The sequence below is a fragment of the Pseudomonas sp. R84 genome (genome assembly GCF_009834515.1).
Taxonomy (GTDB): domain Bacteria; phylum Pseudomonadota; class Gammaproteobacteria; order Pseudomonadales; family Pseudomonadaceae; genus Aquipseudomonas.
The window spans coordinates 3,914,885-3,934,848 of the sequence record NZ_CP019426.1; the positions used below are offsets into that span (position 1 = coordinate 3,914,885).

Below are 19,964 nucleotides of genomic sequence, written 5' to 3' on the forward strand. Positions count from 1 at the left end.
AGATTTTTTTTGCCGGTTTTACCTGCCTTCACCGACTGCGTAGGCTCGATTGCCGCCCCTAACGACGGACAGCAATCGGCCAAAACCGGACAGTTACGCAGGGTTAGCATGCCTTCTCTGAAGCATGATGCCTTCTATAGAAACAGGGACGCTCCAGGTGCAACGTTTTGCAGCAAGTTACATTCCGCTTTCAGAGACCCGCATTGGGGGGCGTTGCGCCTATCTGAGCATTCGTGACAGCATCGCCCTATTAACCTCAAGAATTTCCTGCTATCGGTACGGGACATTAAATTTCCCACATACGTGGGGAAGGTTTGCCGCGGCCAGGGGCTGAGATGGCGGTAGCTAGGCCACTATTGCACAAGGATAGTTTTGGTTATGTCGTACATTAACCTGCCCAGTGTTCAGCAAGATGCGATTAGCGACGTTGACGAGACGGTGCTTCGCGCAGCGGTACAAAAGTGCTTAGATGAAAAGCGCGTAGGTCCGCTCCATGGCCTTGGTCTCAGTAGCTGTGGGCCTTACGTGGCTACTAAGCTCCAGAGGTTCGAGCAAACGATCGCTGAGTACAGCAACGCCAAGTCCCATGCTAAGCGCGAAAGCACTCGGCAGGATGCGCTGCATGCCGGCAGTGACCTCATTCACGCGGTGCAGCAAATGAAGGGGCGGCTCGAAACTGAGCGCGGAGAGGGGGAGCTGTTTCACATTGATGATCAGATCATCCCGCCGTTCCATTTCAGCAAGCGATTATCAGTGCGAGTGCCATTCCGCTGGCGAGCGTCTCAGTCTGCCGACTGGAAATACGGGCAACTGACCTTCGTGTACGACTTTTCCCTTCAGCCCGACTACGCTCAACTATCGACCACGCGTAGACCCAGCGCTGCCCAGGTCACGAGGGATCTCGAAAGTCGCCTGCACGAAGAATGGGAGCGCTTGAAGATGCAGGCTCTCTTTTCCCTGAGAGAGTTCTTCCGCAAGGGTGGCGATGGTGATGCTGTACCTGAGTTGTTCGCGGTTAGACCAAGTCGCCATGGCGGAGGCCTGAATAACTTCAGCTGCAATTTTTGGCAGCCCAGTTAGCCGGCGTCCGAGTTTGAGCAAGCCATCAGCCAATTAGGCCAATGGCTGACGTAAAGATCGTCCCCTCACTATGACTACGCGGACGTCCCTTAGCATCTCAAGCGACACCATCATGGCGGCGTCGGGCCCTGCATGACTCAAGGCCAAGACGTTGATCGTAGCGGTGCGATGCAATTGATCATTTCAGGAGTGGATGATGGAAAAGGAACAAACGGCTACGAAGATTCCTGGCCCTAAACCACAAGACTTTCTGCGAGCCAGACGTCCGGAGCAGTTCTCGGATTCTGTAAAGTTACAAGAATCGACCATTGACCGCTCCATGCTGGAGTACCACTTCGAGACGCTGAACAATCGAAGCCAAGAGCTCCAGTTTGAGATATTCGTACGGAAGCTTTGCGAGCGGGAAATCTGTCCCAACCTAGTTCCTCAGAGCGGCCCGACTGCGGGTGGGGACGGTAAAACCGATACCGAGACGTATCCTGTCGCCAGCCAAATCGCCTTTTTCTGGGGCCTAAACGAGGCACCGCAATCCGAGCGCTGGGCATTTGGGGTCAGCACCCAAAAAGATTGGAAGACAAAGTGCAAAAAGGATGTTGAGAGCATCATGTCAACCGGGCGTGACTATGTCCGCATCTTCTGTGTCTCCAGCCGGTTCATCAAGAACAGCCTGAGAGCCCAGCTCCAGGACGACCTTTCAAAGAAGCATGGCGTCAAGGTCACCATCTATGATCGAACGTGGTTGCTTGATAAAACGCTGGAGCCCAAGAACCAGCACCTTGCCATCGAGTACCTCGGTCTTACAGGTAGCATTGAGAGCAAAATTCAGATCGGCCCGTTCGATGCTGATAAGCAGATTCAGTTAGCAGAGATCGAGCGCCAGATCGACCAGATTGAAGATCCAGGCCATTTGACCATTCCTCAGGTCGACCTCTATACCAACCGCGCCATCATCTTCAAAGAGCTGGAGCGGGATGCCGCTGCTGTAAAGCATCAGTTCGATATCGCTGTGCGGACGGCGAAAAAATTCGGCACCCAACGACAGCATTTCGATGCCTTGTACGAGCTCACTTGGGCGGCTTATTGGTGGCTTGAAAATATCGATCTCTTTGAGGAGACCTTTGAGAGAACCCTTGGCGTGGCCCAAGAGACCGACAACGTCGAGGTGTGGGAGAAAATCGTAACGTTGTTCAACTTGGTGATTACCACTCATCGACAAGGCAAGTGCACGCTCAATGTTGTTTCCATAGAGACCACTATTCGGGAAAAATTGAACTCGATTGCTAATGACGCCGATATGATCAGTGGCGCGTTACAGGCCAAAACATCCTTGGCGCTCCTTGATCTACTGGCTGCTGAAAATGAGGAGCAACTCAGTAGTATTTTCAGGTCTTTGGGCAACATTGCAGACAACGCACATAAGCTGATTGGTTATCCCATGGCTCGCCTCGTCAATTTACTGGAAGCACTTGATGTGGGTTTTGGAGACATGGAGGCATACGAGGATCTTATGGATAAGGTCATTGACGACGCTGGTGCGCGGCAAGGTGCCAGGATGAGCGCGGACAAGTATCTGAGGCGCGGAGCGCTTAGCTGCGACAAGCAGGACTACTACAGGGCGATCAAGTGCCTCGGGTTATCGCTATATGGGCTGTATAACAGCGAAAGCAAGAGAGAGATTTTTTCTGCTCTTTACATGCTTTCCCATGCATACGAGAAACAGGGCCTTCTTTGGGCAGCGCGAGGGGCTGCGATAATGGCCGCGTACCTCGTAACATCTGATGCATTGAAGGAGCAGCGAAGCAATGCCAAACAGGCTGCTATCTACCAGCGGCTCATGTGGATTGAAGCGCAGCTAGGACGCCTAGGACAATCATTGAATTGGTATTACCTGTCTCATGCTATATCGCCAATGCTGAACGATAATCCTTGGACAGATGATCAGAGAATCAGTTACGAGTGCTTGATTGGCAAGCTGTTTTTGAATGCTCCGTTTTCAACTGTTGAGAAATTAACGTGGTTGCCAGATAAGCTTAATCAAATGGGCCTGGCGCTGAGCGCTGATGCGCTGTTGGCTTGCTTAGGCCATGAAGATAAAGCAGGGCCCGAGGACGAACCACTTGATCTTGATTTTATGAACATCTGGCGGAGCATTGATATGGGAGCTCCGGTGGCTCCGCTGGACTTATACCTAGAGCGCTGGACAACCATAAACTCCTATATCCTGGGCTGCGAGATCTCAGTTTCTTTCCCTGTGAAGTCACCCTGCTTGTAGCTGGCGCAGCAGTTGCTGACTGTGCTTGAAAGCTTCTGCGCTCCCATGATGGCTGACCGTGCCGCGGCGACAGTACCAAAGGTCAATATTGATATTTCATTAGAGGATGAGGAAGAGTTTATACTCCGGTACACCTTCGATACGGCTGCGCAGGTAACCTCTGCCCAGATCCTCTGCTCGGCTTTCAGTATCGCCAAGCTTACAGATGACCAAAGGAATATGATCCAGCAGTTTTATAGTGAATTCTGCCTTCACTTTATTTCCGTGATCTGTCCTCAAATTGGCTGGCCAAACCTAGAGAAAATGCTTCGTGACGACAAGGCTTTAGAGCGCGCAGTAATTTTCAACTCCAATCTCGGACTGGAAGGGTACTTCATGGGACACGACGCTAGTCCAAGTATCACTTCACATCAGAAACCACCCTTCCAATTGTACACTCCAACTCGGCGAACGGCTTTTTTTGATCATCACAACATTAAACCTCTAGACTTTCATCCTAAGTCTGATCTGGGCGATGAGAGTCCAAAGCATCCATTTCAATTTTCAAATATGAAACATAGAGAGCTTAAAGTCGTTTCTCTCATTCAGACGAGTCTATGGGATCAGGCAGGCTGGAAGGGCCTAGGCTTCCAAACATGCGAAAGCGAAACTCCGGTGCTGATGTTTGCCTTCGAAAATACTGCTGTTGGAAATAGGATATTCTCGAACATTGCGGAAAGGATCGGGGATAAAGACCCTAATAAAATGCTGCGTATCGCATTGATACGTGGCATCGACAAGCGGCACCCTGCGCATTATCGTGTGGCCGTTACAAGCAATATTGATCTTTCTGAGAATGGATCTGGGATAGTTCAAGCAGCCCTTTCTCGAATTCATACGATGACGCCAGATTCGTCTGTGAACCTTGAAAGGTTTTTGAAGGATTATGAGGTACGCAAGGAATGTTATGTCGCTACTGTAAATACCAAAGGAAAGCTCGTTGCCCACTTATTGACTTCAGGGGTTGTTGTTATGAATGCCTGGGAGATCGATGAGAACGGCCAGGAAATTTCGGCCATCAAGACTGACGACGACGTAATCATTCCGGAAGGGATGGAAAATCCTCCAATCAGCCGGGCGCTGGCGAAGATTCGTTCATTGAAAGCAAGGTAAAGGGTAGTCGCCTGTCCTAGGCGTCCCACTAACGGTACTAGGACAACGTAGGGGAATGAACGTCTGTTTCTGGCCGAAAGAGGATATTTACGACAGGCATCCTCTAACCAAAGGCAACTAAGTACACTCCCGGCAATCCAGACCGCACGACCACAGCTGAAACGACAAAATAGGCGCGTTCAACCCCGCTAATCACGGCCTCCCCAACCTCGGCAAATCCGGTCCTTCAGGCAGTTTATCCAGCACCAACCGCACCCGCTCCCCACCCTGCTCAATCACCACCCCATCCCCCTCCACCGCCACCAACTTCACCCCAGGCCCAACCCTCTCCCCCTGCAAAAAGCTCCTCGGCGGCCCGTCGTTCAAACTCAGTATCGCCACCGCCCCCCGACTCCCCGCCATCACCCCGCTCACCTTGATGTCCATCGGCGCCGTTTGATTGGAAAACCACTGCAACGCCGGGCTATCGCTACGCGCCGCAAGCAACTGCGGGGCCGCTGCCGGGGTGTGGGATTCGGCGGAGGTCAGCAGCAGCGACGACCACGTCGCCACGCCGACCAGCGCTGCGAGCAGTGCGAGGGCCTGGACCATTTGGGGTGGCGAAAAGCGTGCGGTGAAGGTCATGGGTTGAATCTCCTTTTTATCCCTGCTGCCAGCCTACGCAGCAATTCTCTCCGTTTTATTTCACATGCCTTACATGTTGGCCGTGCACGATGGCGCAGGACGCAAAGGAGCGCGCGCGCGATGAACAGGCAACAGGGTTTTACGCTGATCGAGTTGATGGTGGTGCTGGTGATCATCGGCATCGCCAGTGCGGCGATCAGCCTGAGTATCAAGCCCGATCCGCTGCAGTTGCTGCGCAAGGATGCCGAGCGTGTGGCGCAGTTGCTGCAGGTGGCGCAGGCCGAGGCGCGCGCCGATGGCCGGCCGATTGTGTGGGTGAGTGATGCCAAGGGGTTTCGGTTTAGTCGGCGCAGTGACAGTGGCAAGGGGTTTGATCATTTCGCGCAGGATCCACAGTTGCGGCCGCGTGCCTGGCAGAGTCCGAAGCTGGAGGTGCGGGTGGAGCCGAAACAGAGGGTGGTGCTGAACGCTGAGTGGATTAATCCGCCGCTGCAATTGACGTTGTCGGATGGGTTGAATCGCTTGAGTGTGCTGCGTGATGGCAGTGGAAGGATCAGCCTGCAATGAAGCGCCAGCAGGGGTTTACGTTGATTGAGGTGATGGTCGCGATTTTGTTGATGGCGGTGGTGAGTTTGATTGCCTGGCGGGGGCTGGACAGTGTGACGCGGGCGGACAGTCATTTGCAGGCGAGCAGTGAGCAGAGTGACGGTTTGTTGCGCGCGCTGAATCAGTTGCAGCGGGATGTGGAGATGCGCGCGGGGGTTGAGTTGACGGAGCCGAAGAAGGTTGGGGTGGATGATGAGCCGCCGAGCGCCCCGCCCGCTCTGACTGTGCGCAGTAGCGACAGTAAGGGGTTTCGGCTGGACATTATTCGCACGGCGGCGGATCAGCCGGGGGCGTTGCAGCGGGTGCGGTGGTGGGTCAAGGGCGACACGTTGTATCGGGCGGTGGCTGAGGCGCGGAGTCGGTATCCGTTGCCGGCGCCAGGGAATGGGGTGGCTGTTTTGAGTGCAGTCAGTGATGTGCAGGTGCGGGTTTGGGAGGTGGATAAGGGGTGGCGGCAGTTGAGCGGGAATCGGCGGGAGGATCCGTTGGGGTTGGAGATTCGGTTGAGTCGGGGGACGGCGCAGGGGGTGGAGAAGTATCGGCAGGTGATTGGGCCGTTGGAGTGATTTGCTGGCCATGAATTAAATGTGGGAGGGGATTGCTCGCGAGCGTGGTGGGTCAGTCAACATGGTTGTTACTGATGGACCGCTTTCGCGAGCAGGCTCGCTCCCACAATTGGATTGGGGGTAGCCAGTTGGGGATTGGTTGGCTGGTAGGCCGTCTTCGCGAGCAAGCTCGCTCCCACAGTGGGATTGGGTGAGGTCAGTTGGAGGTTGGTTGGCTGTGAGGTCGTCATCGCGAGCAGGCTCGCTCCTACAGTTGGATTGGGTGGAGTCAGTTGGGGATTGGTCGGCTGGCAGGCCGTCTTCGCGAGCAGGCTCGCTCCTACAGTTGGATTGGGTGGAGTCAGTTGGGGATTGGTCGGCTGGCAGGCCGTCTTCGCGAGCAGGCTCGCTCCCACCGTTTTAATTTGCGTACAGCCCGAGCGGCAAAGCCGCCCCACTCAACAGGATGAGCGTTAGCTCGGCTGCAGCTTTTGATCTTGTTCCACGGGCGACGTCGGAAGGCTGAGTGGAGGGATTCATCCGGGGGTGGGAGCGCAGCGACCGTTTGGCGCAGCCAAATGCATCGAGAGGAGGTGCAGCGAAGCAAACCGTAGGCGATGCGCCCGGATGGATCCCGGAGCGAAGGAACCCCGAGCCCCAGCGAGCGGGCCGCACGTAGGAGCAAGCGTTTTTTTGCTTACTTTTTTTAGGCGTTTGTAAAAAAAGTGAGTCGCCGTAAGGGCGAAACCCTAAGCCGCCGTTACCGCAGCAACGGATATGTACCCAATCAAACCCACTAACTCAAAACGACAACGCCACCCGGCAACTCAGTGCACTTGACGCCATAAGCATCGCGAATCAGCAATGCAACGCCAGCAAGTTGGTCAAGGCTAAAGCGCGCCTGCACCCGCCGCTGCCCAAGCTCACGATTAAGCAGCAACAACATCCCCGGCCGATACCGGTTGATCTCGTCGATCATCTGACTCAGCGTAGCGCCATTAAACACCAACACTTGCTGACGCCAATTCATCACCGCCGCCGTGTCGACACTCTGCACACTGCCAACCTGCCGCGCGTCATAGGTCACCTGCTGCCCCGGTTCAAGACGCAGGCTACGCCCCTCAACATCCACTTCAACCGCACCATCAAGACAAGTCACACACACCTGCTGATCGGTATTACGCAAATTGAACCGCCCCTGACTCGCGCGCAACCACCCTCCCCCAGCCTGCATCGCCAACGGCAACCGCGCGGTCTGCACTTCAACCTCACCACTGACCAGTTCAAACCCCTGCACACCGTCAGACACTGCACGCTGATTGATCCGCGTCTGAGTATTCAGCTCCAGGCTCACACCCTGCACCGGTTCGAAACGACGCTGCTGGCCAACTTCAGTGATGTAGTCCGCGCCCAGCCCTTCAAAACCACCAGGAATCGTCCCGCGCACCAGCAAAAACGCCGCCGACGCAGCAATCGCCCCACCGAGAAAAGCACGTCGACCAAACCCGCGCGGTGCCTGCAAGCCTTGCGCGGCAGGTTGCAGGTTGTGCCACAACCGCTTGGCCTCTTCGAACGCGCGGGCATGTTCGGCACTCTGCGCGCACCATTCGCGCAGAGCGCGGGCGTCGGCCACGGTGGCGCGGCCGGAGGTCAGCAGGACCAGCCAGTCGCGGGCTTCGCTGTGCAGATGGTCGGCCGCCGATGGCTCGGCAGATGTCAGTCGAAAGATGTTCAAACGCGCAGATTCTCAACGAATTGATCGGGCACTATTCAGAAGACGGTTTTCCGGCCCCGCGACCGAACCGCTGAAACACTTTTCTTTCCAGTTTCGCCGCGCAAAAGCCCAACGCCGCTTTGATTTCCTTCTCGACCATGCGCGTGGAAATGCCGAAACGCTGGGAGATTTCCAGGTGCGGCGCCTCTTCCAGGCGCGCCGCGATGAAGATCTTCCGGCGCCGTGCGGGCAGCTCGTACAACGCACTGAGCAGCGACTGGATTTCCTTCTGCCCGCCCACCACCCGCGCCGGGTCCAGCGCTTCGTCGCCGATTTGCAGCAGCTCTTCGACTTCCTCGCCGGTGAGCAGGCGCGCGTCGGCCTGGCGGCGGTCGGCGGCGATGTTCAGGGCCATGCGATAGAGGTAGGCATTGGGCCGCAGGACGTTCGGCGGCGTCTCCATGCGGTCGACGCGCAGGTAGGTTTCGTGCAGCACGTCGTTGGCCAGATCTTCCGAACCGAGACGCCTGCGCAGGCGCACCCGAAAGTCCTCGTAGGACGTCAGGAACAGTTGGACCATCGAACCTTGTCCGGTGTCTTTCATCCCCCGGAAACTCCTTCCCATTTGGTGCATTCCATGCGTTTCCCTGACGACTCCGGTAACAACAGCAACGTGACCGGCTGACGCAAGGCGCTGGGCGTCGGCCGGTCGATCTTGAGATTGCGAAAACTTTCCACCAGCGCGTTGTCGCGCCGTACATCACCGGTCGAAGTGACCAACCGGTTGTGCTGCACCAAGCCGTCGCGGCCAACCCAGACCTGCAACACCGCGCGATAACTGCCCGGTCGGGTCAGCGGCGAGCGGCACAGGTTGCGCTCGATCGCCGCTTGCACCGCCGTGGCGTAACTGCGGTTGACCGCGACGCTTTCCGGCGTCTGTTTTTGCGGCGGTGCCGGCACGTCTTCGACCTGCGCCACTTGCAAGGTAAACGCATCGTCGCGGGCATAGCGCGCCATCAAACCACTGCCGCCGAGCAATCGACGCAGGGCATCGGCGGCGGTGTATTCGCCGTCCACCGCGAGCGAACGTCGGCCGCGACTCAACTGACTGTCGACCAGCACCGCAACGCCAGTGGCGTGGCTGTACTGATCCAGCGCGTGCGCCAGATCCTGTGCCGGAATGTGCAGCGTCATCCGCAAGTCCGCCGGCACCGCGTCAGCCATGGCGTGGCCCGCCGCACAGCCAAGCAGCCACCCCAGACACATCCGGCGCACAAGCCTCGTTGAACGCTGAAAACCGTCCGTGGAATTGCCTCGCTGCACGGCTGACGAATCCTTGGAAATCGTCATCCTGAGGGCTGTTTATGAATCTGGTGTGACGGGCGGTGCAAAAAAACCATCACGGGAATTGCGCAAGGCTTGCACTAGACTCAAGCCATAGCGCGGCTCCTTCGGGCCGGCCAGGAGGCGAGCATGAAAACACTGTGGCGAATCAGCCTTGGCGGGCTGTTGTTGATGGCTCTGTCGAGCGCTTATGCGGAGCAGCCGTTGGGCTGTGTGGAAGTGACGGTCGGCGGTTACAAGGCGCCGAATTATGACTGTCTGAGCCAGCAGATGGGCAACAACCCGGAAGGCGCTGCGGCGGCGGAGAAGAATCAAGAGGCGCTGAATGTGCCGGTGAACAAGCGGCCGCCGAACCAAGTTGGGCTGGCGACCCCGGCGGCGACCAGTACGCGGATGGGCAACACCTTCGGCACCTCGGTGAAACCGCAACGTCCGGCGAATTAGGGCAACGTCAAAATCAAAAGATCGCAGCCTTCGGCAGCTCCTACATGGGATTTTGATCGTTTCCCTGTAGGAGCTGCCGAAGGCTGCGATCTTTTGATCTTCAATCGCTAGGCGTTTGGCGGAAGCTTACTGCGAGGCGGTTCCAGCTGTTGATGGTGGTCACGGCCATGGTCAGGTCGACCAATTCCCCTTCGTTGAATTGCTCGCGCGCCTGCTGATACACCTCATCAGGCACACGGCTCTCCGCCAACAACGTCACCGCCTCGGCCCAGGCCAGCGCCGCACGCTCGCGAGGGTTGAAGAAGTTGCTGTCGCGCCACACCGCGATCGCATACAAACGCCGATCACTCTCCCCGGCCCGTCGCGCATCCACCGAGTGCATGTCGGTGCAGAATGCGCAGCCATTGAGTTGCGAGGCTCGGATGCGGATCAATTGCAGCAGCGGCTGTTCGATACTGAGGTTGGCGGTCAGCGCCTCCATGGCAATCATCGCTTTCATCGCTTTGGGCGAAGCGTTGTAGTAATCCAGGCGCGGGGACATGGGCAGGTCTCGTTAGACGGAATAATGAGGTCACCGTAAACGCCGACAGCGATGCATTACAGCCCCAATTGCACGGAAAACCGCTACACCAATCACCATCAGCCGAGCACAAATCCCTGTAGGAGTGAGCCTGCTCGCGATAGCGGTGTGTCAGGCAACATTGATGTCGGATGTGCCACCGTCATCGCGAGCAGGCTCACTCCTACAGGGGATCTAGGCCAATTTGGGGTTTTTCGGGTAGGCAACTATTGCCGATCCCGCAACAGCGGTAATCTGGCGGACACGCCAAATAGCCCCGGGAGCCTCGTCGGTATGGAACTTCACGTCGTGATCAACGGCCGCAAGGATCTCGCCGGTCAGTTGTATCAGCAGCTGCGCGGTGCAATCGAATCCGGGCGCTTGGCCGCTGGCACGCAGTTGCCGCCCAGCCGTCTGCTCGCCGAGCAACTGGGCATCTCACGCAAGACCATTTCCGACACCTATGCGCAGCTGACTTACGAAAACTTCCTCACTGGGGTGATCGGCAAAGGCACCTACGTCAACGCGCGCCCGGCGCAGATCCAGCGCAAGCAAAGCCACAGCGAACTGGCCAGTGCCGAAGTGATCGAGAGCTGGCGCAATCTGCCGGTGTTCTTGCGTCACCCAACGCTGGAAGGCTCGCTGCGTTACGACTTTATCGGCGGCGCCACCAGCAAGGGCCAGTTTCCGCAGGATGACTGGCGCCGCTGCGTCGCCCATGCGATGCGTCAGATGGGCCAGTCCAAGGGCTTCTACAGTGTCGCCGAGGGCTTGCCGGCGCTGCGCAATGCGATTGCCCGGCACATCGCGTTTTCCCGGGGGATCAACTGTCAGGATGAAGACATCGTCGTGTGCAACGGCGCGCAACAGGCGCTGGACCTGATCACCCGAGTGTTGATTCGCCCCGGCAGTCTGGTGGCAATGGAAGACCCCGGTTATCCGCCGGCACGCCTGTTGTTCGCCACCCATGGCGCCGAGGTGGTCGGGATTCCGGTGGATGCCGAGGGCATTCAGGTCGAGCACATTCCCGATGGCACGCGCCTCATCTATGTCACGCCGTCGCATCAGTTTCCGCTGGGCATGCCAATGAGTCAGGCGCGCCGCGAAGCTTTGCTGGCTCGCGCTCATGAGCTGGGCGCGATCATCATCGAGGACGACTATGACAGCGAGTTTCGCTACGAAGGTCGGCCGACCGATTCGCTGTACAACCTCGATCAGCGTGGCATCGTCGCTTACGTCGGCACCTTCTCGAAGACCCTGCTGCCGGAATTGCGCCTGGGTTATGCGATCCTGCCGCCGGCCATTCTCGAAGCGGTGATCCGCGCCAAGCAACTGACCGATCTGCATGCCTCGACCCTGCCGCAGTGGGCATTGGCCAAGTTCATCGCCGAAGGTTGCCTGCTCAAGCATATCCGCCGCTGTCATGCGATTTATGCGCAGCGCCGTGAGCGGATTCTGGCGCGCATGGCGGATGATTTTTCGCCATGGCTTGAGGCGGTGCCGGCCTGCGCCGGGTTTCATATGGCGGTGTTCTGCAAGGTGCCGATCAACTTGCCGCTGGTGATCGAACTGGCGAAAAAGGTCGAAGTCGGGCTGTACTCGATCAACGGTTTCTATCATCAGCAACCGGCGAAGAACGGCCTGTATTTCGGCTTCGGCGCCATCGAAACGCTGGACATCGATATCGCTCTGGATCGCCTGCGTGACATCCTCGAACAGCTGTCATGAGCCTTTGGTATAACGCATTTACTGCCGATTGGTTATTGGTGATTCACGACGGCAGGCCTATCCTGCACAGGCGTTATCCCTCAATGAGCAGGATTCGTCCGGCCTGATTCAGGAGTGTGAGCAATGTCCAATGAAGTGATCAACACGGTCCAAGTGCAGGCTGCCGCCGGCCGCTCGGATGAACTCGGCAAGCAACTGCAGAAGATCGTCGACACCCTGCGCGAAACGCCGGGCTGCGATTCCTACCTGGTCGACCGCTGCCCCGAGGACAGCCACCGCTGGACGGTCAGTGCTCGTTGGCAGTCAGAAGCGGCGATGCAGGCGCATTTCAACCGGCCCGAGGCGCAGGGGTTTATCGATTTGATCGATAGCCGGTTGGCCAATAGCGTGGATTTCAACAGCTTTCCCATCGTTTGACCTGACGCCTTCGCGAGCAGGCTCACTCCTACAGGGATCTGCGGTGCATTCCCTAGCAGCGCTTCAGGGCCTGCTTGTGCACATACATCGCGCTATCGGCATCCGCCAGCAACCGGTCCACGGTCTCATGGCGTTTGGCGTCGTATTCAATCTGGCCGACGCTGAAGCGAATCGCATACCCTCGATGCAGTGTGGCGTTGCGCTCTTCAAGGATGTCCTTGAGCCGCGCCATGATCGTCGTGGTTTCAACATGGCTGGAACCGGTCAGCAACGCTACAAACTCATCTCCGCCCAGCCGGCCGACCACATCGCTCTCGCGAAAGGCAATGCGCAGCACATCAGCAAAGGTCTTCAGCGCACTGTCACCCTCGGCATGGCCATACAGATCGTTGATCTGCTTGAAGTCGTTGAGGTCGAAAAACAGCAACGTCGCCGGCCGCTCCAGCCGTGCGCAGGCATCCAGCGCATGCTGGGCCAGTTGCTTGAAGCCCCGTCGATTGGACAGCAGCGTCAGCTCGTCCATGCTCGCCATCTGCACGGCCGTCAGCTCTTGCTCGGCCATCTCGGCCAGATCGCGCAACAACGCGCGCTCTTCCTCGTCGAGGTCGCGGGGCTTGGTGTCGATAAGGCACAGCGTGCCCATTTTATTGCCGTTGGGCACAGTCAGCGGGTAGCCGGCGTAGAAGCGGATGTTCGGCGCGCCAGTCACCAGCGGATTGTCATGGAAGCGCACATCCTCGCGGGCGTCGGGCACCAACAGCAGATCGTTCTGCAAAATCGCGTGTCCGCAGAATGAAATATCCCTGGGCGTTTCAGTGGCATCCAGGCCCACACAGGACTTGAACCACTGCCGATTGGTGTCGACCAGCGTCACCAGTGCAATCGGCACATTGAACAGGCGTTTCGCCAGCCGTGTCAGTCGGTCGAAACGCTCTTCGGGGGCGGAATCGAGCAGTTCGAGACCGTGCAGCGCTTGAACTCGCGCCGTTTCATTCGCAGGTTTTCCTGGAACCAGCATCAGCACACTCCGTTGGCAACAATGCTTTCAAGCGTAGCGCTAATTTGGCAATGGCTCACATTTGCGCCACCGGACAAGGCCCGCCGGCATCGGCCCAGAGCTTGAATTGCGTAACGAAAATATCGTGCGGCACTGGCACGGGCGCACGCCCTGCCCCAGGATTCCAGCCCCACAGCACCAGTTTGTCTTCGCTGACATGTTTGATCAGCGCGGCAAAGTCGCGATCGCCGTTGCTCGAACGATCCTTGATCATCGCGCAAAGCTTGTCCGGCGGCAGGCCGATCCAGGCCATTTTGTGCGCCGCCGGCGGCAGGCTCCAGTGCGGCGCGCCCGGTGGCGCATGGGGGCCGTAACTGGCCGGCGGATTGTTTTCCGCGTGGCAGGTTGCACAGGGCAAACCGGCGGCGCCCTTGCCGTCCATGCCGCGCACCACGTTCATCGCGTGGGGGATGCCAGCGTCGAACTGCAGCGGCGAATCACCGGGGATGTGGCAGTTCTGGCAACGCGGACTCTGGAAGACTTTCTGCACCGTGGTGAAGGCTTTCAGCGCCTCTTGATCATCGGCAAACAAGTCCGATGCATAACCGCCAAGCCCCAGCAGAATCACCGTGCCCAACACTAGATGTCGTTTCATCTCACACCCCCGACAGTTGCAGCGGCAACTCGCGCAGGCGCTGCCCGGTCAGGGCGAACACCGCGTTGGCCACGGCTGGGGCGGTCGGCGGCACACCGGCCTCGCCGATGCCGCCGGGTTTGTCGCTGCTGGGCACGATGTGCACCTCGACCACCGGCATCTCGTTAAGCCGCAGCACCTGATAATCGTGATAGTTGGACTGTACGACCGCGCCGTCCTTGAGCGTCAGCTTGCTGTGCAGCGCCATGCCCAGACCGAAAGTGATGCACGATTCCATTTGCGCCGCGATGCTCTGCGGATTCACCGCGATCCCGCAGTCCACCGCACAGACCACGCGATGCACGCGAATCGCCAGATTGTCCTGCGACACCTCCGCCACCTGCGCCACATAACTGCCGAACGACTCATGCACCGAAACCCCCAGCGCATGGCCGTCCGGCAACGGCGCTTTCCAGTTGGCCTTTTCCACCGCCAGATTGAGCACGCCGAGATGCCGAGGATGATCCTTGAGCAAGGTTCGTCGGTACTCGACCGGATCCTTGCCCGCCGCCGTCGCCATTTCATCGATCAGCGACTCCATGACAAACGCCGTGTGGCTGTGGCCAACGGAGCGCAACCACAGCACATTGATCCCGGTTTGCGGCGAATGCAGATCGACCTGATGATTGGCCAGGCCTTTGACGTAAGGGCTGTCGGCCACACCCTCGACCGAGGTCGGGTCGATACCGTTCTTGACCATCATCGCTTCCATCAGCGTGCCGGTCATGATCGACTGGCCGACCAACACGTGCTGCCAGCTCGACGGTAAACCATCGACGCCCAAACCGATCTTGGCTTGATGCAGGAACATCGAACGATAATAACCGCCACGAATGTCATCCTCGCGCGACCACACGGTTTTCACCGGCATGGCGGCGGCTTTCGCCACTTGCACCGCTTCGGCGACAAAGTCTGATGTTGGGTTGGCCCGGCGGCCAAAACCGCCACCGAGGAATTCGGTGTGGATTTCCACCTGCTCCGGTTTCAGCCCGGTGATCTTGCCGGCGACCATTTGATCGAGCGTCTGAAACTGCGTACCGGTCCAGATCTCGCATTTCTCGGCGCTGATCTTCACCGTGCAATTGAGCGGTTCCATCGGCGCATGGGCCAGATACGGCACGCTGTATTCGACGTCGATTTTCTTCGCCGCCTTGCCGAAACTGCCCTTGGCATCCCCAGCCTGACTGGCTGACGTGCCTTGCGTGGCGGCCAATTTGCGGAAACTTTCCAGCAATTTTTCGCTGCTCAGGTCTGCATTCGGCCCCAGATCCCAATCGACCTTCAGCGCATCCCGTCCCAGCTTCGCCGCCCAATAATGCTCGGCAATCACCGCGACACCGGTCGGCACTTGCAGCACTTTGTGCACGCCCGGCACCGCCAGCGCTTCAGCACCTTCGAAGGATTTAACGCTGGCTCCGAATACCGGTGGGCGCGCGACCATTGCTGTCATCAAGCCTTCAAACTGCACGTCCATGCCGAACTTGGCGCGGCCGGTGATTTTCTCCGGCGTATCGAGGCGCTTGGTCGGTTTGCCAATGACTTTCCAGTCCTTGGCTTCCTTGAACGTAATCGACTTCGGATCCGGTACCGGCAGTTGTCCGGCGGCATCCGCCAACTCGCCGTAGGTGGCGCGTTTATCGCCAGCGATGACCACGCCCGATTCGGTGCGAATCGCCGATGGCGCCACTTCAAAGCGCTTCGCCGCCGCCTCGACCAACATCTGCCGCGCGGTCGCGCCGGCCAGGCGATAACGGTCAAACTCCATCCACGTCGACGTCGAGCCGCCGGTAATCTGCATGCCGCCAAACCCCGGCATGCCGTAATCCGCCGCTGACGCCGGCGAGTGTTCGACGCGGATCTTCGACCAATCGGCATCCAGCTCCTCGGCAATCAACATCGTCAGGCCGGTCCAGATGCCCTGGCCCATCTCTGAATGCCCGAGCAACACGGTGACGCTGTTGTCCGCCGCGATCCGCAAAAACGCATTGGGCGCGAACACCTTGCCTTCATTTTCGGCTGCATAGGCAAACTTGTGGCCGCCGGGGACGACAAACGCCACCACCAGCCCGCCGCCCAACACGGCGCTGCCTTTGAGAAAACCCCGACGCGATACAGGACTGTTCATCGTCTATCTCCCCACAAAATCAGCCGATTTCCGAAGCACGCTTCACCGCTGCGCGAATGCTCGGATAGGTGCCGCAACGGCAAATATTGCCGGAGAGCGCCTGATCGATATCGCTGTCGGTGGGCTTGGGGATCTTCGCCAGCAGTGCCGCCGCAGACATGATCTGCCCCGATTGGCAATAACCACACTGCACCACGTCGAGTTCGGCCCAGGCTTGCTGCACCGGGTGCGAGCCGTCGGTGGACAGGCCTTCGATGGTGAGGATTTTCTGGCCGTGGGCCACAGCTGTTGCGGGGGTGATGCAGGCGCGCAATGGCGCGCCGTCAACGTGCACGGTGCAGGCCCCGCACTGGGCCATGCCACAGCCGAATTTGGTACCGGTCAGGTGCGCGACATCGCGCAGGACCCAGAGCAACGGCATGTCCGCAGGGACATCGAGCTCCTGATCCTTGCCATTGATATTCAAGGTCAGCATCGGGGAAATTCCTCAGACTCACGGTGTTCTGAAGGGGCGTCGCTACGGCCATCAATGCCTGTGCGCGCCTCGGCTTATCCCTTTCAGCAAAGCCTAATTTGCGCGTGAAGCCAGACGTTGCGACCACCGGTCATGCAGATGTCGACTTTAATCCTACAGTTGATAACGGCTCGCACTGAGCCTGCACTGTAGAAAACTCGTCATGAGCGAAACCGGTCCGCGATCACCGCGCGGGTTATCCATCAGATTGGTCTGGAGTTGCGAACATGGGATTTGTCACCACAAAAGACGGCGTCGAGATTTTCTACAAAGACTGGGGCCCGAAAGACGCGCCAGTGATCCACTTCCACCACGGCTGGCCGCTCAGCTCGGACGATTGGGATGCGCAGATGCTTTTTTTCCTCGGCAAAGGCTTCCGGGTGGTTGCCCATGATCGGCGTGGGCATGGGCGTTCGAGCCAGGTCTGGGATGGCCACGATATGGATCATTACGCCGACGACACGCTGGCAGTGGTCAATCATCTGGGTCTGAAGAACGTCGTACATGTCGGTCACTCGACCGGTGGTGGTGAGGTGATTCATTACATCGCCCGGCATGGTCAGGCCAACGTCGCCAAAGGCGTGCTGATCAGTGCGGTGCCGCCGCTGATGGTGCAGACCGAGAGCAATCCGGGTGGGCTACCGAAAGCGGTGTTCGATGATTTTCAGGCGCAGTTGGCGGCGAATCGCGCGCAGTTTTATCGCGATATCCCGACCGGGCCGTTTTATGGCTACAACCGGCCGGGCGCCACGCCTTCGGAGGGGATTATTGCCAACTGGTGGCGGCAAGGGATGATTGGCGGAGCGAAGGCGCATTACGACGGGATCGTCGCGTTTTCGCAGACGGATTTTACTGAGGATTTGAAGAAGGTCACCGTGCCGGTGCTGGTGATGCATGGTGAGGATGATCAGATTGTGCCGTATGCGGATTCTGGGCCGTTGTCGGCGAAGTTGCTGCCCAATGGCACGCTGAAGTCGTATCCGGGGTTTCCGCACGGGATGCCGACGACGGAGGCCGAAACGATCAACGCGGATCTGCTGGCGTTTATTCGCAGCTGAGATCATTGGCAGCCATACACTTCCTCCCTGTGGGAGCGAGCCTGCTCGCGAATGCGATCTGTCAGTTGAACTTGAGCTGAATGACCCACCGCTTTCGCGAGCAGGCTCGCTCCCACAAGGGGATGTGATTGGGCTCACGTCCATTATTCCTCTGTGCGACTTGTACTCTCGCGATCACGCTCGTAGTGGTGAGCCAGTGGAAGCGCCGGTAGCCATGACTCGCGGCGAATGGTCCAGAGTTCGTAGGTGGGTTTGAACTGATTAGGCTCATCCAGCGATCCGACGTTGACCTCTACTTCATCTTCGGAACGCGTAAATACCGGTGCGCCGCAGCGCGGGCAGAAAAAGCGCCCGTTGTAGTCGCGGGTTTCGCCGGTGACTTTCAGCGCATCCTCGGGAAATATTGCCGAGGTGTGAAAGAGCGTGCCGTGGCGTTTGCGGCAGTCGAGGCAGTGGCAGATGCCGACTCGGTAGGGCTGGCCTGTCACTTCGAAACGGACATCGCCGCACAGGCAACCGCCAGTCAATCGATTCATGTCACACCTCCTCTGCTCGACCTCAAATTACAGATCGTCCAAATCAGGAAAGGCAATCCTGCCCAGCGTCCAAGGCTCAACAATCTGGCAATGCACATTGCGCGGAAATGAGCCCCACTCGCTTCGGTTATGGGCATCCGGGCCGGTGACTGTCAGTAACAGATATTCATCCCGAAACGCGTCATAGGCATAGATCAGCCAAAAGTCATTATCAGCATCGTCAACCAATACAGTGCGGTAATACTGACGATTTATTTTTGCCCATCGAGCTTGCAGTGACGAAGTACTGGCAAGGTGGATATGGTGCATATCGGTCAAATCGAGTCGTTCGTCACGCCCGAAAATCCCGGGTAATTCACCGCACACCTCGTAGTTATAAAAATGTGTAGCGAAGTTTTGCCAGTTAGTGATTTGTTCAAAAAGCGCAGAAATCTTGATGGCTGGCATTCAGGCCTACTTTGTAATAGGTAGCCTGCCAGTGATCACAAATTTATCGAACACTTTCTGCCCATCACGCGCGGCTTGCCGAACATCAAGGAATGTCAGCTCATCACGAACTTCCTTTTTGTTAGGTTTGTCGGTCTTTCTGGTGGTGGCCATCGGAGCCTCCGAAGGATGTGTATTCATGCTGACCAGCTTAAGTGATTAAGTTTTGACCGGCAAACGATAGGATTTTGTTTCAAGGCAGACAAGTCGGCGGATTCTTGCAGATCTGTAGGTCATTACACCCAAAATTGTAGTCCGTAAAACTCCTGAATTTAGATCTCATTGCTCGGTAATGCCCATTGGTAAACGTCATCCGGTTATCGCGTTTAAAGCACACAAACCGTTACGCCATCCTCCCTACAACACCTTGCGTCGTTACCTACGCGTACGCCAGAATCCGCCGGCTTACACGGCTATGGGCCGGGCTATATCGTTGGCCTGTCACTGCAAAACAGTGATCGGGTTTGGTAGCCCGTCTGTAATAGCCGTGTGACAACACCCAGTGCTGTGTCTTTGTGGAGGCTCAGTTCAATGGTAGTCATGCGTGGGGCTCACTCGTGAGCGCCGGGTTCCTATTGCAGCCGGTCTACCAACCCGCGTATGGCCACCACCCACTCGTTTGGTAGCGAGAGTGATGGCTCCTTAAACTGCGATAGGAGTTTCATCCATGTTCAAGATCACGCCAAATCCACCGCCCACCGATCCAATCCCTCACGACCCCGCGCTTGACCCGCAAAAGGTCAAAGAGGCAACCGACCGCGCCCTCGACTACTACCTGCGACCCGAAGCACTGGGCGCTCCACCAGGTTCGCCACCGTTTCGCCCGGTCTATCTGGTCGACCCCACACTGGATGAAGAAACCCTGTTGGTCGAAGCTTGCGAATCAATTTCCTACGCCCACTCCATGGCCGGTAACATCGCCAACTCAATAGGCGGCGCGGAGCGCAAACCGCTGCTGGCGCTGCAACAGGTGATCATGCTGAACGAGCTGTTGGTCAATCGACTGCTGGACAAGCTGCGCGTACCGCTGTAGTCAGCAGAGCGAATGAGTGAGGGGTTCCCTGCTCCT

Annotated in this window: 22 protein-coding genes; 10 read left to right on the top strand and 12 right to left on the bottom strand. The window is 57.8% G+C overall.

The annotated features are described in order from the left end of the window. The first annotated feature begins 378 nt into the window (after positions 1–378). The 3 genes from PspR84_RS17130 to PspR84_RS29685 all read left to right on the top strand — a co-directional run bounded on the left by PspR84_RS17130 (position 379) and on the right by PspR84_RS29685 (position 4,504). The gene (locus PspR84_RS17130; protein ID WP_160058397.1) at positions 379–1,080 is read left to right on the top strand and encodes a hypothetical protein; all 702 of its coding nucleotides are present in this window, start codon (positions 379–381) and stop codon (positions 1,078–1,080) included. Between the two features lie 196 nt (positions 1,081–1,276). Continuing rightward, positions 1,277–3,352, top strand: coding sequence for a hypothetical protein (locus PspR84_RS29680; protein ID WP_238785138.1), 2,076 nt, complete (start codon positions 1,277–1,279; stop codon positions 3,350–3,352). Positions 3,353–3,364: 12 nt separating this feature from the next. After that, positions 3,365–4,504, top strand: coding sequence for a hypothetical protein (locus PspR84_RS29685; protein WP_238785141.1), 1,140 nt, complete (start codon positions 3,365–3,367; stop codon positions 4,502–4,504). Positions 4,505–4,696: 192 nt separating this feature from the next. Here the strand turns inward: PspR84_RS29685 and PspR84_RS17140 are convergent, their stop codons facing one another. Continuing rightward, a complete protein-coding gene (locus PspR84_RS17140) occupies positions 4,697–5,128 on the bottom strand; it encodes a type II secretion system protein N (protein ID WP_160058399.1) in 432 nt (143 codons plus the stop codon). 120 nt (positions 5,129–5,248) lie between these two features. On the opposite strand from PspR84_RS17140, the gene gspH reads away from it, so the two are divergent. Beyond that, complete coding sequence (gene gspH / locus PspR84_RS17145; protein WP_160058401.1) at positions 5,249–5,695, top strand: type II secretion system minor pseudopilin GspH; 447 nt, start codon at positions 5,249–5,251, stop codon at positions 5,693–5,695. Continuing rightward, a complete protein-coding gene (locus PspR84_RS17150) occupies positions 5,692–6,300 on the top strand; it encodes a prepilin-type N-terminal cleavage/methylation domain-containing protein (RefSeq protein WP_160058403.1) in 609 nt (202 codons plus the stop codon). Before gspH ends, PspR84_RS17150 begins: the two co-directional genes overlap by 4 nt. Before the next feature lie 775 nt (positions 6,301–7,075). On the opposite strand, the gene PspR84_RS17155 is transcribed toward PspR84_RS17150, so the two are convergent. The 3 genes from PspR84_RS17155 to PspR84_RS17165 are packed head-to-tail and all read right to left on the bottom strand — an operon-like array spanning position 7,076 to position 9,259. Beyond that, entirely contained in the window at positions 7,076–8,014 is a 939-nt protein-coding gene (locus PspR84_RS17155) for a DUF4880 domain-containing protein (protein WP_160058405.1), read from the bottom strand. Between the two features lie 31 nt (positions 8,015–8,045). Continuing rightward, entirely contained in the window at positions 8,046–8,597 is a 552-nt protein-coding gene (locus PspR84_RS17160; RefSeq protein ID WP_007913935.1) for an RNA polymerase sigma factor, read from the bottom strand. Then, positions 8,594–9,259 carry a secretin and TonB N-terminal domain-containing protein gene (locus PspR84_RS17165; protein WP_095122850.1) on the bottom strand — a complete coding sequence of 222 codons (666 nt, stop codon included), beginning with the start codon at positions 9,257–9,259 and terminating at the stop codon, positions 8,594–8,596. The genes PspR84_RS17160 and PspR84_RS17165 overlap by 4 nt, the downstream gene beginning before the upstream one ends. Positions 9,260–9,466: 207 nt before the next feature. Between PspR84_RS17165 and PspR84_RS17170 the strand changes: the two genes are divergently transcribed. Next, positions 9,467–9,781: a hypothetical protein gene (locus tag PspR84_RS17170; protein WP_160058407.1), complete on the top strand. Its 315-nt coding sequence runs from the start codon at positions 9,467–9,469 to the stop codon at positions 9,779–9,781. Positions 9,782–9,881: 100 nt separating this feature from the next. Here PspR84_RS17170 and PspR84_RS17175 read toward each other — a convergent pair whose 3' ends face one another. Further along, positions 9,882–10,322, bottom strand: a complete 441-nt coding sequence (locus PspR84_RS17175) for a carboxymuconolactone decarboxylase family protein (RefSeq protein ID WP_034155623.1) — start codon at positions 10,320–10,322, stop codon at positions 9,882–9,884. A 312-nt stretch (positions 10,323–10,634) separates the two neighbouring features. Between PspR84_RS17175 and PspR84_RS17180 the strand changes: the two genes are divergently transcribed. Together PspR84_RS17180 and PspR84_RS17185 are read left to right on the top strand one after the other, a co-directional pair. Continuing rightward, positions 10,635–12,068 carry a PLP-dependent aminotransferase family protein gene (locus PspR84_RS17180; protein ID WP_160058409.1) on the top strand — a complete coding sequence of 478 codons (1,434 nt, stop codon included), beginning with the start codon at positions 10,635–10,637 and terminating at the stop codon, positions 12,066–12,068. Between the two features lie 123 nt (positions 12,069–12,191). Next, positions 12,192–12,485, top strand: a complete 294-nt coding sequence (locus tag PspR84_RS17185) for a putative quinol monooxygenase (RefSeq protein ID WP_160058411.1) — start codon at positions 12,192–12,194, stop codon at positions 12,483–12,485. A gap of 52 nt (positions 12,486–12,537) precedes the next feature. Here PspR84_RS17185 and PspR84_RS17190 read toward each other — a convergent pair whose 3' ends face one another. Genes PspR84_RS17190 through PspR84_RS17205 form a run of 4 tightly spaced genes read right to left on the bottom strand, consistent with a single transcriptional unit; the run spans position 12,538 to position 16,776 of the window. Beyond that, entirely contained in the window at positions 12,538–13,503 is a 966-nt protein-coding gene (locus tag PspR84_RS17190; RefSeq protein WP_160058413.1) for a sensor domain-containing diguanylate cyclase, read from the bottom strand. 55 nt (positions 13,504–13,558) lie between these two features. Further along, positions 13,559–14,137 (bottom strand): hypothetical protein, encoded by a 579-nt coding sequence (locus PspR84_RS17195; protein ID WP_160058415.1) that lies wholly within the window; start codon positions 14,135–14,137, stop codon positions 13,559–13,561. A 1-nt stretch (position 14,138) separates the two neighbouring features. Continuing rightward, positions 14,139–16,301: a xanthine dehydrogenase family protein molybdopterin-binding subunit gene (locus tag PspR84_RS17200; protein ID WP_160058417.1), complete on the bottom strand. Its 2,163-nt coding sequence runs from the start codon at positions 16,299–16,301 to the stop codon at positions 14,139–14,141. A gap of 19 nt (positions 16,302–16,320) precedes the next feature. Then, entirely contained in the window at positions 16,321–16,776 is a 456-nt protein-coding gene (locus PspR84_RS17205; RefSeq protein ID WP_160058419.1) for a (2Fe-2S)-binding protein, read from the bottom strand. 266 nt (positions 16,777–17,042) lie between these two features. Between PspR84_RS17205 and PspR84_RS17210 the strand changes: the two genes are divergently transcribed. Further along, positions 17,043–17,873 (top strand): alpha/beta hydrolase, encoded by an 831-nt coding sequence (locus PspR84_RS17210; RefSeq protein WP_160058421.1) that lies wholly within the window; start codon positions 17,043–17,045, stop codon positions 17,871–17,873. Between the two features lie 143 nt (positions 17,874–18,016). On the opposite strand, the gene PspR84_RS17215 is transcribed toward PspR84_RS17210, so the two are convergent. Genes PspR84_RS17215 through PspR84_RS29495 form a run of 3 tightly spaced genes read right to left on the bottom strand, consistent with a single transcriptional unit; the run spans position 18,017 to position 19,009 of the window. Continuing rightward, positions 18,017–18,409, bottom strand: a complete 393-nt coding sequence (locus PspR84_RS17215; RefSeq protein WP_160058423.1) for a GFA family protein — start codon at positions 18,407–18,409, stop codon at positions 18,017–18,019. Positions 18,410–18,436: 27 nt separating this feature from the next. Then, on the bottom strand, positions 18,437–18,856 hold the full coding sequence (locus tag PspR84_RS17220) for a type II toxin-antitoxin system YafO family toxin (protein WP_160058425.1): 420 nt from the start codon (positions 18,854–18,856) through the stop codon (positions 18,437–18,439). A 6-nt stretch (positions 18,857–18,862) separates the two neighbouring features. Then, positions 18,863–19,009: a hypothetical protein gene (locus PspR84_RS29495; protein ID WP_163004822.1), complete on the bottom strand. Its 147-nt coding sequence runs from the start codon at positions 19,007–19,009 to the stop codon at positions 18,863–18,865. A 553-nt stretch (positions 19,010–19,562) separates the two neighbouring features. On the opposite strand from PspR84_RS29495, the gene PspR84_RS17225 reads away from it, so the two are divergent. Further along, positions 19,563–19,928, top strand: coding sequence for a hypothetical protein (locus PspR84_RS17225; protein ID WP_160058427.1), 366 nt, complete (start codon positions 19,563–19,565; stop codon positions 19,926–19,928). Positions 19,929–19,964 lie beyond the last annotated feature (36 nt).

Bases quoted from the DNA above. Each gene is read 5' to 3' on its own strand.
- PspR84_RS17130 (WP_160058397.1), top strand. From the start codon at position 379: ATGTCGTACATTAACCTGCCCAGTGTTCAGCAAGATGCGATTAGCGAC.
- PspR84_RS29680 (WP_238785138.1), top strand. From the start codon at position 1,277: ATGGAAAAGGAACAAACGGCTACGAAGATTCCTGGCCCTAAACCACAA.
- PspR84_RS17140 (WP_160058399.1), bottom strand. From the start codon at position 5,128: ATGACCTTCACCGCACGCTTTTCGCCACCCCAAATGGTCCAGGCCCTC.
- gspH (WP_160058401.1), top strand. From the start codon at position 5,249: ATGAACAGGCAACAGGGTTTTACGCTGATCGAGTTGATGGTGGTGCTG.
- PspR84_RS17150 (WP_160058403.1), top strand. From the start codon at position 5,692: ATGAAGCGCCAGCAGGGGTTTACGTTGATTGAGGTGATGGTCGCGATT.
- PspR84_RS17160 (WP_007913935.1), bottom strand. From the start codon at position 8,597: ATGAAAGACACCGGACAAGGTTCGATGGTCCAACTGTTCCTGACGTCC.
- PspR84_RS17165 (WP_095122850.1), bottom strand. From the start codon at position 9,259: ATGTGTCTGGGGTGGCTGCTTGGCTGTGCGGCGGGCCACGCCATGGCT.
- PspR84_RS17170 (WP_160058407.1), top strand. From the start codon at position 9,467: ATGAAAACACTGTGGCGAATCAGCCTTGGCGGGCTGTTGTTGATGGCT.
- PspR84_RS17175 (WP_034155623.1), bottom strand. From the start codon at position 10,322: ATGTCCCCGCGCCTGGATTACTACAACGCTTCGCCCAAAGCGATGAAA.
- PspR84_RS17180 (WP_160058409.1), top strand. From the start codon at position 10,635: ATGGAACTTCACGTCGTGATCAACGGCCGCAAGGATCTCGCCGGTCAG.
- PspR84_RS17185 (WP_160058411.1), top strand. From the start codon at position 12,192: ATGTCCAATGAAGTGATCAACACGGTCCAAGTGCAGGCTGCCGCCGGC.
- PspR84_RS17190 (WP_160058413.1), bottom strand. From the start codon at position 13,503: ATGCTGGTTCCAGGAAAACCTGCGAATGAAACGGCGCGAGTTCAAGCG.
- PspR84_RS17195 (WP_160058415.1), bottom strand. From the start codon at position 14,137: ATGAAACGACATCTAGTGTTGGGCACGGTGATTCTGCTGGGGCTTGGC.
- PspR84_RS17200 (WP_160058417.1), bottom strand. From the start codon at position 16,301: ATGAACAGTCCTGTATCGCGTCGGGGTTTTCTCAAAGGCAGCGCCGTG.
- PspR84_RS17205 (WP_160058419.1), bottom strand. From the start codon at position 16,776: ATGCTGACCTTGAATATCAATGGCAAGGATCAGGAGCTCGATGTCCCT.
- PspR84_RS17210 (WP_160058421.1), top strand. From the start codon at position 17,043: ATGGGATTTGTCACCACAAAAGACGGCGTCGAGATTTTCTACAAAGAC.
- PspR84_RS17215 (WP_160058423.1), bottom strand. From the start codon at position 18,409: ATGAATCGATTGACTGGCGGTTGCCTGTGCGGCGATGTCCGTTTCGAA.
- PspR84_RS17220 (WP_160058425.1), bottom strand. From the start codon at position 18,856: ATGCCAGCCATCAAGATTTCTGCGCTTTTTGAACAAATCACTAACTGG.
- PspR84_RS29495 (WP_163004822.1), bottom strand. From the start codon at position 19,009: ATGGCCACCACCAGAAAGACCGACAAACCTAACAAAAAGGAAGTTCGT.
- PspR84_RS17225 (WP_160058427.1), top strand. From the start codon at position 19,563: ATGTTCAAGATCACGCCAAATCCACCGCCCACCGATCCAATCCCTCAC.